This window comes from Butyrivibrio sp. LB2008 (genome assembly GCF_000621565.1).
Taxonomy (GTDB): Bacteria; Bacillota; Clostridia; order Lachnospirales; family Lachnospiraceae; genus Butyrivibrio.
The window spans coordinates 18,170-32,132 of the sequence record NZ_JHXZ01000013.1; the positions used below are offsets into that span (position 1 = coordinate 18,170).

Consider the following 13,963-nt stretch of genomic DNA (forward strand, 5'->3'; position numbering starts at 1 on the left):
TCACGGAGGGATTCTTAAAAAATGCAAAAATGGGCAAGACTTTTATATCAGCCGGCACTTCCGCTTAACGGAAAAGTGCCTGTTACGGGAAGCGAGGAACATATCAGTATTTCCAAAAGAGCTGCGGATGAAAGTGTTGTTCTTTTAAAGAACAATGGGCTGTTGCCTCTAAAAAACGTTGAGAAGGTATCTTTACTCGGAAAAGCATCATATGAGTATGTAAAAGGTGGAGGAGGATCCGGAGACGTATACTGCGAATATACAAGATCATTGTATGATGGACTTAAACTTCGCGGGGTAAAGGTCTACGAGCCTATTATTGAGTATTACAAGGAAGAGCTTGATAAGCAGTATAAGAGGGGATGCGTTCCCGGAATGACCAAGGAGCCTACGGTTCCTTCAGTTATTCTTAAGAATGCGACAAGATTCTCAGAAACTGCTATTGTCGTTATTAACAGATTTTCAGGCGAAGGATGGGACAGAAGTGATATAGACGGAGATATTGAATCGTTTAATCCCTGGCCTGCCGGCGTTAAGATGACGACTTTATCGAAAGTTATCTTCCCGGATGGAGATTTTTATCTATCATTCGAAGAAAAAGAATTGATCCAGAACGCATGTGATATCTTTGAAAAGGTTATTGTTGTTCTTAATATTGGTGGTGTTATGGACTGCCGCTGGATTGAGGGCAATGACAGGATTGATGCGGCTGTCTATATGGGACAAGGCGGAATGGAAGGAGGACTTGCGGCAGCAGATGTAATCCTTGGAAACATTTGTCCTTCGGGAAGGCTTGCAGATACTTTTGCGGGAACTCTTGAGGATTATCCGTCGACAAAAGGGTATCATGACTCTTTTGACTATGTGGACTACACAGAAGATATCTATGTTGGTTACAGATATTTTGAGACTATGGAGGGAGCATCCGACAGGGTTATCTATCCTTTCGGATACGGACTTTCATATACAACCTTTGATATAGAGGTTTTGGGAGCTGTCAAAAAAGATGATACTATCATTTTCAATGTGAAAGTTACCAATACAGGTAAAGTAGCGGGAAAAGAAGTAGTGCAGCTTTATGTTTCCGCTCCTGCAGGCAAACTTTTGAAACCTAAAAAGAGCCTCGTGGACTTTGAGAAGACCAAAGAACTTCAGCCCGGCGAGGAACAGCTTATCAATCTTAAGATCACAGAGTATGGCCTTTCATCTTATGACGATCTCGGAAAGTTTAGCGATGCTTCTTATGTTCTTGAAAAAGGTAAGTATGAATTTTATCTTGGAAGCAATGTAAGAGATGCGGCAAAAATATCTTTCTTCTGGGAGAATTTTGTAGATAAGGTTGTATGTACACTCAGCCATAAGGCAGTTCCGGTTGCGCTTAAAAAGAGACTTTTGGGTGACGGAACATACGAAGAGCTTCCGCTTGGCGAGAAGCCCGATAAGAATGAGAGCGTAATAGAGAAGATGGAGCCCGGTACTGAAGAGGCTCTTGCTCCCACTGAAAAAGGACTTAAAAGACATTATTATACAATGCCTTTGATAGAAGGCGCAAAGATGTTATCTGATGTTGCTGAGGGCAAAGTAAGCCTTGATGAGTTTATGGAGCAGCTTTCTCTAAATGATATGATAGAGCTCCTTGGAGGGCAACCTAACACAGGTGTTGCCAATGTATTTGGATTTGGTAACATGGGTGAATATGGTATCCCGAATGCGATGACTGCTGACGGACCTGCAGGTGTTCGTATCATGCCTGAGACGGGTATCAGGACTACAGCATTCCCTTGTGCTACATCTATTGCGTGCACATGGAATAAAGAGATTGCGGAAGAAGTAGGAAGAGCAGGCGGAGAGGAACTTAAAGAGAATAACCTTTGCGTATGGCTTACACCTGCGATTAATATACACAGAAATCCCATGTGCGGAAGAAATTTCGAATACTATTCGGAAGATCCTTATCTTACAGGTAAGATGGCAGCGGCTATGGTTCGCGGAATCCAGAAGAACAAAGTCGGTGCTTGCGTAAAGCATTTTGCATGTAATAACAAAGAAATCAACAGAAAGCACTGCGATTCAAGAGTATCAGAGAGAGCGCTCAGAGAGATTTATTTAAAGCCTTTTGAGATGATCGTAAAAGAGGAAGAGCCGTATACTATCATGTCTTCATACAATGTAGTTAACGGCGAAAGAGCATCCGAGTGCAGAGATCTCATAACAGGAATTCTTCGCGAAGAGTGGGGATATACCGGACTTGTAATGTCTGACTGGTGGACAAGAGGAGAGCACTATAAAGAAATCAATGCAGGTAATGATCTTAAGATGGCAACAGGATTCCCTGAGAGGGTAAAAGAAGCACTTGAGCTTGGTGCCGTGAATGAAGAAAACATTCGGATCAGTGCCAAGAGAGTCTTGAAGACATTGCTCAAATTTGATTAAGAGATTTGATCAAAAAATCATGTGAATATCAATAGAATTAGAAAGGGACTAAAGAGCATGACCTCTTTAGTCCCTTGATCTATGTAATGGCATTACATGTTGCCATGCCGGCAAACAATGAACATAGGTGTCTTATTTGGTTGTTATGAGTAATATCATTTTTTTGTAGGCATGAAAAATTTTTGGGGTAAAGCGCTAACTTTTTTACGTATTTTTTGAAATGTAATCGTCAACAAGCCTTAAGTGTCGGAACTATTGCAGAAGATAGTAAAATGGAGTAAAACTTTTCTCTCTTTTATAAAATCCATTCGCTGAATTCTCCAATAACTTCAAACACTATTAAATTGGCGGTTGCATTTATTTATATTTCACATGTAATGCTCTTTTTTTATATATAAAATCTTTATATGAAGTAAGATTGTTTTAGGTTCTTGATTTTATATATTTAAGCAGCTCGTCTTGATTTATGATCCTCATGTGCTCAACTTTTTTATCATCATCAAAGATGAATCTTATGCAGATATCATCAATATTGTAGCTGAGGTAATATGAATCGTCTTCAGCTGCTTCGGTATTTGGTTCGCCATATGCAAGAAGGACTTCTTTTTCTGTGCTTCCTATGCCGATACCACGTGATGTTTTTACTTTATCGTCGTAGATTGATATGGCACCGGGGATGAATTCGTTATCATCTGTTTTATATGGCGAAAATTTGATATATGCCGAGTCTGTTCCATATATGTAACACAGATCGGAGCCTGTATATGGTGAAGGAGCTTCACGGTCCGGTGTTCCGAGTGTGTTTAGGGTTGTTTGAACATCGTTGTGAATCGAGATTATCTTTCCTTCGTATTCAACGGAATCATCGGCCAGAGTAGCATAGTTGATGATAGTTGCTTCAACAGAGGTGCTATCTGAAAATACGCCGATTGATGGGATAGTAGCGTCTTCTGTAACCGCCAGTACATCCGGGTTTTTAATTCCGCATCCGATAAGTGTCGGCATCAAAGCTGATGCAATTAGTGTTGTAACAGTTTTTCTTGTTCTCATTTACTTTCCTCCTATAAGTTTGTTCCTCGGGTTATGAAAGGGTTCTCGTTATAGCTTTGCAAGTAAATATAAAAAAACTAAAGAAATCTTTTTACAATCGTCCGGTCATATATTTCTTATATATTCAAAAGTGGCATCTGCTATTTAATGTTTGCTTCAGTTACGGTTTCTTTTTCAAGTTATGGAGTGACATCGGAGGTGGTGGTGTCACAGCCTGTATAGTGTATGTGTAATAGCAGATGCCGGTAAATTGGCAGTTTATTGGCCTGTGCCGGTAAAGAGTTTAAAATCAGCTCCACGAGAACTTATCATGGCTATCGTCGTTCATGTAAGAAATCGATGATACTGATCCGTCTGACGGGTTTGTAAAGAAAGAGATTGTATAATCACCAAGGTCATAAATAAGTTCTTCGCCGAACTGTGCAATCATTTCTTCCTTAGTAAGTTCTTTTCCGTCAGGACCTGTTGCTAAAGGTTGCGCAACATTTGGCTCTCCGTAAGCTTTTATAACTTCATCACGTGAGCTTCCAACGTTGATATTACGCTTGGTATAGATACCCGAATAATTAATTGTGATAGAAAAAGGGTATTCTATTTCATCTTTTTTCAGAGTTTCAAGAGTCACTGAGTGATCCTTGGAAGTGTAAAAAGATTGAATATCATAAGTTTCCGGTTTGGAATAATCAAATGCATTTATTAAAGCATTAAGGTCATCCATTACAGATATGATTTTTCCGTTATATTGAAATTGGTCGTCCTGCAATGCTGAATTATCTATAGCAGATGCGGAATCAGATGCTTCGGAATCCGAATTTTCTATCGAAGCGGCTTCTACGGGCTCATCAGAGATTGCTTCTGCAAGAGGAATTTCGCTGCTAGCTTCAGCTGCTTCTGATGTCGAACCTGCGCATCCAACAAGTGAGAGTACTATTGCAGATGCCATAAGGAGCACGATTGCTTTTTTGTTCTTCATGTCTTTTCCTCCATTGTATGAATGTTGTTTTCCTTTACGTTTTTTATTCCCAATAATTTGAGGCTGTTACTGTGCGTCATTGTTTTCGTAGATTATCGTGATTACTTTACTGTTTCTGTCAAAGTAAAAGTCAATCGAATATTTGCCCAGTTCATATAGGATATCTGTTTCACCGTCGGATTCAGTCTTTTCACCTGAGTTACCGTATGCTGTGAGGACTTCTTCTTCAGAGCTGCCAATTCCGATTCCTTTAGTTGTTTTTATTTTGTAATCGTATACTGAGATGGACTGAACTTTGCCATCTAATGTTGCCAGGTCTATAGTGTCCGGATCGGAACCAAAAACATAAAGCTTATCACTGGAGTTATCACTAAAAGGTGAGGGCTGTTCTTCGGTCGGTGTGCCGAGGTTTGCTTTAACTGTTTCAAGGTCATCGAGTACGGAAACTGTTTTTCCGTTATATTCAAAAGAAGCATCGGATGCATCAGCTGATTTTGTTTCAACAGTAGTGCTTGTTTCATCGGCCGTTTCATTTTCTGTTTCAGAGCTTGTCTCTGTTGCGGCCGGCTCATTGGCAGGGGCTGATGCTGCATCTCCGCATCCAACAAGTGAGATTATCATGGTTGATGCGAGCAAAAATGTTATTATTCTATTTTTCATATCTTTATTTCCTCCGAGTCATGTGCTATAATACACGTGTCACGTGTATTAGTAATACTAGTACACTTATAGCATAATATGAAAACGATGTCAAGCGATCGATTTCAAAATGCAAATTATATTTTTTATGTTTCGGAGGAAGAGTAAAATGAACGCTAAATTAGTGAAAAAAGTACTGTCACACATCGCTGTGGCAACAATTGCAGCATCAATGCTTATGGGATGCAGCGCCGGAGAAGTTGCAAAAGAGACCGGTGTATCGGATATTATTGGAGGAAAAACAGAAGAGACTGCCGATAAAGAAACAGCTTCTGAGGATACTGGATCTGAAGCAGAAGAAGTTGGCGGAGATGCAAGCCAGTCAAGTGATACGACTGAATATACTGAATATAAAGATGCAAACGGATGGAGTGTTGAATATCCCTCATCTATGACATGTGCGGCTAACGGAAATGAAGTAGTATTTACTTATTCAGAAAATAAGAATGCTAAGCCCAGCACGCTTACTTTCAAATATGAAGCAGGCAAAAAAGCAAAAGATGTTTCTGATGAGATCCTTAAGAGTCGCGGTGGTGAATATAGTGATAGGGAAGGTTTTATGTATGTAGAAGGTATACCGACATGCTTTATAGATACAGCGCCCAAAGCTGATGGTGATCCATTCATCTCAACATTTATAAGAGATTACAAGGATGGTTATTTCATGATGGAAGTTTGCGAATATCAAAGCGGTGAAGATATCCCCGATATGCAGACATCCGACATGATGAACCTTGTAATGGGATCCATCAAATTCGAATAAACTGCGCAGTGGTGTGGTGCCTTTTGCGTACGCCCTGCCCTAAAGGGATACATTCGGAAATGCGATGTGTACGGCTGCGCGGTGATTTTCATAAATTTACAAAAACAGGAAATGCCTCTTTTCACGTTGTTCAGAGAAGTCGGCATTTCCTGTTTTTGTAAATTTTGAAAATCATCCTGCTCGTCCGAAGACATCGCATTTCCGAATGTATCCCTTTGGGGCAGGGCTGGTTACGAAAAGCGTTACTATCAACTGTACTATCAAATGAACAGTTCAGAAGCGATTATTTTCAGATTGGTATTTTCTAATCAACTATTTCTAAAAATAGCTCCTTTTCTTTTATCAAGGGCAAATAATAATATCATTCCCAGGACGAAGCAGGAGATTAGTTCGCCTGCAAAAACTGTTGCCATGAAGTAGGGGAGGGTTCCCTCGAAGTGGTAGACGTGGATGAGGACGAGAGGGACGATTATTGTGTTTGCAACGATTGGTGGGATGGGGGTGAGCCAGGTTCTGAGGTTATTTTTGCAATAAAAATCGGGATCTGATATTTTTTTTAATCCGTGTGCTATAAGGTAGGTTCCGAGGGCACCCAGAAGGGTTGCGATTGAACCAAAGATTATATCGAGGAGCATACAGCCTGTAGTTATGTTTGCGATGATGCATCCGATGAAAAGGCCGGGAATTGCGGCAGGGGTGAAGAAAGGCAGAATGGTAAGTGCCTCTGAGAAACGAACCTGGACTGCGTAGTTTGCAAGACCAAGCATGTTTGCAACGTGTGTGAGCACGACGTAGAGAGCTGCGATAACGGCAGCCTGAGTGATGAAAAGAGTTTTTTTGTTATTCATTTGTAATCTCCTTTAGTTTTGTTTAGTGTCAGGAAGGTTTCGAACTGACATTACATAAGAATAGCACCTTTTCCCTAAATATGCGATAATAAAAACTTAAGTTGGAAGAACTTCTATAAGAAAAACATCTATTAAGAAAGACACCTATTAGGAAAGACAGGAGGCTTGCGGGATTTATGAGCAGAAACTATAAGTTTTTGATAAGTTATGACGGCACCAGGTTCTACGGATGGGAGAGGCAGCCGGGGAAAGAGATGACCATACAGGGGAAGCTTGAGAGCGTTCTTAATAAAATGGTGAATCTTCCCGAAGGAACGCTCAATCTTATAGGTGCGGGCAGGACGGATGCCGGAGTTCATGCAAGGGCGATGACTGCCAATATAGCGCTTGATACAAATATGACTGAAGATGAAATCAAGGAATATATGAACAAATATCTTCCCGAGGATATAAGTATCAACGATGTGAAGATATGCTCGGAGAGATTTCATTCAAGATATAACGCTCTTGGAAAGACGTACAGGTATACTTGCTGGTACGGCAATTCCAAGCCTGTTTTTGACAGGAAATATGTAACTGTGCTTGAGAAAAAGCCTGACGCTGATAAGATGAGAAAGGCAGCAGAGTTTCTTGTGGGCACACATGATTTTAAGAGTTTTTGCGGGAATAACCGCATGAAGAAATCTACCGTCAGATGTGTTGATTCGATAAAGATAGAAGAGAGCGGAAATTATATCAGATTCTATTTTCATGGGAACGGATTTTTGCAGAACATGGTTCGTATCCTTACGGGAACTTTACTGGAAGTCGGATACGGCAATATGGAGCCCGAATATGTAAAAGAAATCCTTGAATCATGTAAGCGGCAGAATGCAGGCCCGACGGCGCCTCCGATGGGCTTGTGTCTTATGAAGGTGGACTATTAAAAATAATTAAATTTAATAAAAATACGTTGATAATGATAGGGGTGTTAGCTTAATATAGTATTATTGTTAAACAAAAAAATAAATGAGGGGAAACTAATGACTAAGAAAATCTTTTCTTCACTATCACGTATTGCGCTTTCTGCGATTGTGACACTCAGTGTCTTTTCTTTTATGGCGGTTGACGCCAAAGCGGAGGGAACAGGCTCCGTATCGATTTCATCGGCAACAATAAGTAACGACGGGGAGAAAGTTACTGTTACCGCATCTGTAGCTCAGATGCCACAGAGCGATGACGGAAAGCTATATCTTTTTGCCGAGAAAGTTTATCAGAACGAACCTGTGGGATCACCTGTTGCATCAGTTGCGATGAATGCCGCGGTTACTTTTTCTTTTCCACTTGATTACAAAACTACAAAATGCAAATTATATGATAAGTTTCAGGTGGCCGTACTTTCAGGCGGAGCTTTCGTTCCTGTCTCCGGAACGCGCTACATAACCAATCCCGAAGCACTTGCAAAGGGATCACCCAAGAGAAAGAATGCGGGTAAAAAAGGTCTTATCCTAGACGGAGCAAAGATCGGTAACGGCAATACAGAGGCTTCACAGCTTGGAGTACAGCAGGCCGCATATAATATAAATCTTGAGGATGTTATCGGTGGCAACGGCGGAGTAGTCTTTGAGTATAACGGAAAAACTTATTATTATGACTCATCATATTTAAGCCAGTACGATCATGCAGTAAGAACTTGCACACAGCAGGGAATGGGCGTTACTATAGTTCTTTTGAACCCGTTTGCTCCCGGTGAAGAGTTCATGATATCTCCTTATTCAAGAGGGGCGCACTCACGCTATTACATGATGAACACATCAGATGATGTCGGACTTGAGAACCTTGAGGCGGTAGTAACATATCTTGCTTACAGATATAACGGACAGAACGGCTTTGGCCAGGTAGATAACTGGGTTATAGGAAATGAAGTAAATGCCAAGAACGAATGGAACATCGCAAATGTTTCCGATGAGATGCTTTATGCACAGCTCTATGCCGATGAGCTCAGAGTATGTTACAATGCCATAAAGAGTAAAAATGAAAATGCACATGTGTGTGCAAGTTTCGATCATAACTGGACTTACAAAAATACACCTTCTTACTTTTCCGCAAGAAGTCTTTTGGAAGCTATGAATGCCTGCATTGTGGCACAGGGTAATTTCGACTGGGCACTTGCACAGCATCCTTATAATTATCCTATGGTATGGACATCGTTCTGGACACCTAAGAGCGAGGCTACAGCGGCTATGATAAGGCATGATATTGATACGCCTTACATCTCTATGCAGAACATAGAGCAGCTCACTGATTATATGTGCCAGCCTGCAATGCGCAATACCAAAGGAGCTGTAAGACCTATTCTTCTTACGGAAGTCGGATATTCCTCAACTCAGGGCGAGGAAGCTCAGGCAGCAGCTATCGTATATGCATATCAGAGAGCTTTGACGAATCGCTACATCAATATGATCGTCTTTAACAGACAGACTGATTATCCGGTAGAGGTTGCGGATGGACTTTCTGTGGGACTTACGGCACAGGATGGTTACAGGAAGCTTGCTTTTGAGTTCTATCAGCAGATGAGCGGCCCAAGTGCGGGTTCTTATATTCAGAGAGCTGCCGCAAATGCCGGAATTGCCGATTGGAATGGCGCTATGTATGCAAGGTGATCAAAAAAAATCGGTATAGGAAATCGCTAATGAGAATAATTGATTATTACAATTATATAGCTACGGCTGCCTGCGCTGTTATCGGCGCAGCAGCCGTTATTATTTACAAAAAGGAAAAAAGTGCGAGTGAAGCAAAAGAAGAAAAGGAAGCAAAAGAGCTTTCCGCCAAAGCTGCGTATATTGCCCTGACTGTAATACTTCTGTTAGCCGCAGCACTGCGCTTTATAGGGCTCGGAAGCATACCTGCGGGACTTCAGCAGGATGAGGCGTCGCTTGGATATGATGCTTTTGCGATCGCCAAATACGGAGTTGACAGAAACGGGTTTGCCTATCCGATATATCCGATAACATGGGGATGCGGAGGCGGAAGTCCGCTTATGATCTACATCAACGTCCTTACGATCAAATTGTTTGGCACGGGCGTTGTTAAGATGAGACTTTTGCCGGCAGTACTCGGAATCGCAACGGTGGGAGTTTTTTATCTTATATTAAAAGAGATTTTCGGCTCTTACAAAAAAGCTCTCTTTGGCGCGGCATTTCTTGCAATATGCCCGTGGCACATCATTCTCTCAAGGTGGAGCCTTGACAGCAATATCATGCCGTTTACGCTTGGACTTTCGGTATACCTGTTCATCCTTGGAATAAAGACAGAGAAGACGCTTATATACTGCCTCAGCGCGGCGTCATATGCTTTATGTATGTACAGCTACGGATCGGCTACGATAGTGGTGCCTATTCACTTGCTTCTCATAAGTATCTATTGTCTTAAGAAAAAGATCCTTGGCATAAAGCAACTGATAGCGGCAGTGATTACATTTGTTGTTGTATTTGCACCGCTCCTGGTATTTTATGCGGTAAATTACCTTGGACTTCCCGAGATAGTGACGGATAGTTTTTCTTTCAACAAGTTTACGGCGTCAAGGCAGGAGGAAGTATTTCTTTCTCTTGATGCAAGCCTTCCCGCGGCGCTCCTGGCGAATCTGAAACAGCTTCTTATCACTATGACAATAGGCGACAATGATGAGATGAAATGCCACTTTATCCCGGGATTTGCAACTCTTTTTGAGTTTACGTTTCCTATAACTTTCCTTGGAATATTTCTTGGAAAAAAAGCTTTTTCAAAAGGAAAAGATAATGCAGAAGAGGGCAACCCGGTGCCTTTTACTGAAAAGAAAAGATATGCGATGGATGCCGTATTTGTGACACTTCTTATTTCCTGCGTGGCTCTTGCGATTGGAATAAGAGCGGATGTCAGCAGAATGGTAATGATATTCCTTCCGCTTATATATTTTATGGTAAAAGGGATTTCTTTTATCTGGGACAGATACTGCGTCGGGGCATATGTTGTAATGGGCGTTCTCGTTATTGCTACGGGACTTTTTGTAAAAGATTATTTCTTGGAATTTAATGATATGACCTCGGGCATATTTATGCCGGGATACGGCGAGGCGGCTAAAAGAGCTTATGAAATAGCAGGGGATGAAAAACAGATTTATTCGACATATGAAGATCTGTCGGCGCCCTTTATGCTTGCTCTTTATTATACCGATTACGATCCTGTCAAATTCGCGGATACTGTCGTATACAAAGATGAGGCAGCAGAATTCAGGATTGCGGAGAGCTTTGGGAATTTCAGTTTTGAACTTCCGGAAGATTATGCAAGTGCTGAATACCGCGACGCGGTGCTTATCCTTGGAAGCTCCGAGATTGGGAATATAGATTCCGATTCGGGATGCACAATAGAAAATTTCGGAAAGTACTCGGTAGTGTACAGGGATTCCGAATAAAAGATTTATATAAAAAGAACTGCTCCATAGTTATGGCGGCGCGTAAAGAGTCGCCATAACTATGGAGCAGTTCTTTGTTTTATCAATAGAAATTTATCAGTTGTCTTCGGATGAGAGCTCTTCCCACTCGTCGTAGAGTTTGGCAAGCTTATCCTGAATTTCTGTCTGTTCATCGGTGAGCTTACGAAGCTTTGCAAGATCTGTTCCGATGGAAGGATCTGAGAGGGCTTCCGTGATCTCGCCGTCTCTTTCTTCGAGCTTTGCGATTTCTTCTTCGCATTTTTTTAGTGCGGCTTCGATTTTCTTTCTTCTTGCCTTGTCCTCTTTCTGAGCTTTGTAGTCGTTGCTTCCGGATGAAGGAGCGGAAGAGGAGCTTGCAGTGGAAGAAGACGTGGCGGGACTTCCGATGGAGCTTGTTCCTGTGTCGGAGGTTCCGAAAGTATTCTGCATTTTCTCCTCGACATGCTCGATGTAATAGTCATAGTTTCCGATGTAGTTCACCATGCTCTTACGTGTGAGGTCAAGGATTCTGGTCGCTGTCTTATTTATGAAATATCTGTCGTGGCTTACGTAGAGTACTGTTCCTTCGTAGCCTGAAATGGCAGATTCAAGGATTTCTTTACTTGTTATATCAAGGTGGTTTGTAGGCTCGTCGAGGATCAGGAAGTTTGCGTCGGACAGCATGAGCTTTGCAAGGCTGACTCTGCCTTTTTCTCCACCCGAAAGGTCACCGATTCTCTTAAATACATCATCTCCGGTGAAAAGAAATGCTGCGAGCGTGTTTCTGATCTCTGTATTGTTGAGCGACGGATATGCGTCCTGAAGCTCATCAAACAAGGTCTTGTTATCATTAAGAACGTGGTGCTCCTGGTCGTAGTAACCAATCTCAACTTTGGTTCCGAGCGTGATCTTTCCGCTGTCAATACTCTCAAGACCGTTGATCATCTTAAGGAGAGTGGTCTTACCCGTTCCGTTGTCACCGATGATCGCAACGTGCTCGCCTTTTTTGATCTCGAAGCTTATATTGGAAAAGAGCTCCTGATTTCCGAAGGACTTGGAAAGATTGTCGGCTTCAAGTACATCTTTTCCGCTTTCGCAGGAAGGCTTGAGCGAGATCTTCATGCTGTCGTCAATAGTTGTGGGCTTATCGATGCGCACAACCTTATCGAGCATCTTTTCACGGCTCTCGGCGCGTTTTATGGATTTCTCGCGGTTAAAGGATTTTAATTTGGCGATTACGTCTTCCTGATGCTTAATTTCTTGTTGCTGCTTCATATAGGCGCTCCACTGCGCGAGTCTTTTCTGCTCTTTTTTAACGGAGTAAGCGCTGTAGTTGCCGACAAAGCTTGAAACAATAGTATTTTCAACTTCTATGACTTTGCCTACGATCTTATCAAGGAAATATCTGTCGTGGGAGACGATGAGTACGGCTCCTTTGTAATTGAGAAGATAGTTCTCAAGCCATCTTATAGAAGTCATATCAAGGTGGTTCGTGGGCTCGTCGAGGATGATGAGATCCGGTGAGCTCAGAAGAAGCTTACCGAGAGCAACTCGTGTCTTTTGTCCTCCCGAGAGGGTAGAGATCTTCTTGGTGAGATCGTCCTCAGAAAAGCCAAGGCCCTTTGCCACGCCCGTAACTTCGCTCTGCCATGAATAGCCGGACATTCTCTGGAACTGTTCGTTCATAAAAGTATATCTGTCCATGAGTCGGGCAAGTTCATCACCTGTAACGTGCTTCATTTCTTCCTCGGCGGCTCTGATATTTTCCTCAAGCTCGATGACGTGTTTTTTTACCTCCATGAGTTCTTCAAAGATGGTATTCTCCGTCTGAACGTTCTGGTTCTGAGCCAGATATCCCCATGTGACATCCTTTGAAAAAGTCACTTCGCCGCTGTCAGCCGCAAGCTGACCGATTATTATCTTAAGAAGAGTTGTCTTTCCTGCGCCGTTTATTCCGACGATGGCAGCCTTTTCGTTGTTCTCTATATGAAAAGAAGCACCTTTAAGGATGTCTTTTCCGTCAAATGATTTATTAATATTATGTACCGATAAAATCATGATTCTTCTCCGAAATTTGTATATAGCAACACCACATTTTAGCATGCCGGCGCGGATATGAAAAGACGTGCCAAACGTAAGTGTGTGACAGCTGCGGTTATTGAATAATGGAAAATTATATGATAGGATGTTAAAAGATTGTTGATATGCAATTAACTTTTGCGTTATAAAAAATATTTAGCTTATAAGAGATGGTGAAGTTATGAATGATACATCAAAAGATGAAAAGCAGACTATTGCTGAACTGGTGCGACCGAGTACGGAGGGATTGCCAATTAAATATGAACTGGCTTGCAGAGAGGCGGACGTCGGAATGTCGTGGGCCAAAATACTTGGATATGCGGTCTATCTGGATGGGGGCATTTTCTCAGTGCTAGCCGGATATATTTATATCATGAATGGTATTGATGAATGGCATTGGTCGGGACAAGTTTCAAAGTTGTATATATGGCTTGCTATAGCATGTTTGATATATGCGGTTATTTCATTTTGGGCTTCATATGCAATTTTACAGAGAAAAAAGTATGCCTCCAAAACTGTGATGTTGGCGCATATTATACTTGTAGTGTTTTTGCTTGTGGGGTTTTTAACTGAAGACGGAAAGGGGCTTGCCATAGTTGGAATACCTGTTTTGATTTTTTTGTTTCTTATAAATAAAGAGTATTTTGATCAGAGAAAGAACATTTTTATTTTAGATTAGTAGTTGATCA

The 13,963-nt window shown here is 41.7% G+C and carries 11 protein-coding genes; 6 read left to right on the forward strand and 5 right to left on the reverse strand.

Translation table 11 applies throughout. The annotated features are described in order from the left end of the window. The first annotated feature begins 21 nt into the window (after positions 1–21). Entirely contained in the window at positions 22–2,433 is a 2,412-nt protein-coding gene (locus T356_RS0102885; RefSeq protein WP_026513202.1) for a glycoside hydrolase family 3 N-terminal domain-containing protein, read from the forward strand. Positions 2,434–2,856: 423 nt separating this feature from the next. Here T356_RS0102885 and T356_RS0102890 read toward each other — a convergent pair whose 3' ends face one another. The 3 genes from T356_RS0102890 to T356_RS0102900 all read right to left on the reverse strand — a co-directional run bounded on the left by T356_RS0102890 (position 2,857) and on the right by T356_RS0102900 (position 5,116). Next, on the reverse strand, positions 2,857–3,483 hold the full coding sequence (locus T356_RS0102890) for a hypothetical protein (protein WP_026513203.1): 627 nt from the start codon (positions 3,481–3,483) through the stop codon (positions 2,857–2,859). A 289-nt stretch (positions 3,484–3,772) separates the two neighbouring features. Next, positions 3,773–4,456, reverse strand: a complete 684-nt coding sequence (locus T356_RS0102895) for a hypothetical protein (RefSeq protein ID WP_026513204.1) — start codon at positions 4,454–4,456, stop codon at positions 3,773–3,775. A gap of 66 nt (positions 4,457–4,522) precedes the next feature. Then, complete coding sequence (locus T356_RS0102900; RefSeq protein ID WP_026513205.1) at positions 4,523–5,116, reverse strand: hypothetical protein; 594 nt, start codon at positions 5,114–5,116, stop codon at positions 4,523–4,525. Positions 5,117–5,264: 148 nt separating this feature from the next. Here T356_RS0102900 and T356_RS0102905 point away from each other — a divergent pair, with 148 nt between their 5' ends. After that, positions 5,265–5,918, forward strand: a complete 654-nt coding sequence (locus T356_RS0102905; RefSeq protein WP_026513206.1) for a hypothetical protein — start codon at positions 5,265–5,267, stop codon at positions 5,916–5,918. Between the two features lie 308 nt (positions 5,919–6,226). Here the strand turns inward: T356_RS0102905 and T356_RS0102910 are convergent, their stop codons facing one another. Then, complete coding sequence (locus tag T356_RS0102910; protein WP_026513207.1) at positions 6,227–6,766, reverse strand: QueT transporter family protein; 540 nt, start codon at positions 6,764–6,766, stop codon at positions 6,227–6,229. Between the two features lie 176 nt (positions 6,767–6,942). Between T356_RS0102910 and truA the strand changes: the two genes are divergently transcribed. The 3 genes from truA to T356_RS0102925 all read left to right on the forward strand — a co-directional run bounded on the left by truA (position 6,943) and on the right by T356_RS0102925 (position 11,195). Continuing rightward, positions 6,943–7,692, forward strand: a complete 750-nt coding sequence (truA, locus tag T356_RS0102915; protein WP_026513208.1) for a tRNA pseudouridine(38-40) synthase TruA — start codon at positions 6,943–6,945, stop codon at positions 7,690–7,692. A 96-nt stretch (positions 7,693–7,788) separates the two neighbouring features. Continuing rightward, positions 7,789–9,408, forward strand: a complete 1,620-nt coding sequence (locus T356_RS0102920; protein ID WP_026513209.1) for a DUF5722 domain-containing protein — start codon at positions 7,789–7,791, stop codon at positions 9,406–9,408. A 29-nt stretch (positions 9,409–9,437) separates the two neighbouring features. Next, the gene (locus T356_RS0102925) at positions 9,438–11,195 is read left to right on the forward strand and encodes an ArnT family glycosyltransferase (RefSeq protein ID WP_026513210.1); all 1,758 of its coding nucleotides are present in this window, start codon (positions 9,438–9,440) and stop codon (positions 11,193–11,195) included. 96 nt (positions 11,196–11,291) lie between these two features. Here T356_RS0102925 and abc-f read toward each other — a convergent pair whose 3' ends face one another. Continuing rightward, positions 11,292–13,253 (reverse strand): ribosomal protection-like ABC-F family protein, encoded by a 1,962-nt coding sequence (abc-f, locus tag T356_RS0102930; protein WP_026513211.1) that lies wholly within the window; start codon positions 13,251–13,253, stop codon positions 11,292–11,294. A 202-nt stretch (positions 13,254–13,455) separates the two neighbouring features. Here abc-f and T356_RS0102935 point away from each other — a divergent pair, with 202 nt between their 5' ends. After that, positions 13,456–13,953 (forward strand): hypothetical protein, encoded by a 498-nt coding sequence (locus T356_RS0102935; RefSeq protein ID WP_026513212.1) that lies wholly within the window; start codon positions 13,456–13,458, stop codon positions 13,951–13,953. Positions 13,954–13,963: the final 10 nt, after the last annotated feature.

What these genes read in the sequence shown, in the direction of transcription:
- T356_RS0102895 (WP_026513204.1), bottom strand. Translation starts at nt 4,456, where the DNA reads ATGAAGAACAAAAAAGCAATCGTGCTCCTTATGGCATCTGCAATAGTA.
- T356_RS0102885 (WP_026513202.1), top strand. Translation starts at nt 22, where the DNA reads ATGCAAAAATGGGCAAGACTTTTATATCAGCCGGCACTTCCGCTTAAC.
- T356_RS0102935 (WP_026513212.1), top strand. Translation starts at nt 13,456, where the DNA reads ATGAATGATACATCAAAAGATGAAAAGCAGACTATTGCTGAACTGGTG.
- T356_RS0102905 (WP_026513206.1), top strand. Translation starts at nt 5,265, where the DNA reads ATGAACGCTAAATTAGTGAAAAAAGTACTGTCACACATCGCTGTGGCA.
- T356_RS0102910 (WP_026513207.1), bottom strand. Translation starts at nt 6,766, where the DNA reads ATGAATAACAAAAAAACTCTTTTCATCACTCAGGCTGCCGTTATCGCA.
- T356_RS0102890 (WP_026513203.1), bottom strand. Translation starts at nt 3,483, where the DNA reads ATGAGAACAAGAAAAACTGTTACAACACTAATTGCATCAGCTTTGATG.
- abc-f (WP_026513211.1), bottom strand. Translation starts at nt 13,253, where the DNA reads ATGATTTTATCGGTACATAATATTAATAAATCATTTGACGGAAAAGAC.
- truA (WP_026513208.1), top strand. Translation starts at nt 6,943, where the DNA reads ATGAGCAGAAACTATAAGTTTTTGATAAGTTATGACGGCACCAGGTTC.
- T356_RS0102900 (WP_026513205.1), bottom strand. Translation starts at nt 5,116, where the DNA reads ATGAAAAATAGAATAATAACATTTTTGCTCGCATCAACCATGATAATC.
- T356_RS0102925 (WP_026513210.1), top strand. Translation starts at nt 9,438, where the DNA reads ATGAGAATAATTGATTATTACAATTATATAGCTACGGCTGCCTGCGCT.
- T356_RS0102920 (WP_026513209.1), top strand. Translation starts at nt 7,789, where the DNA reads ATGACTAAGAAAATCTTTTCTTCACTATCACGTATTGCGCTTTCTGCG.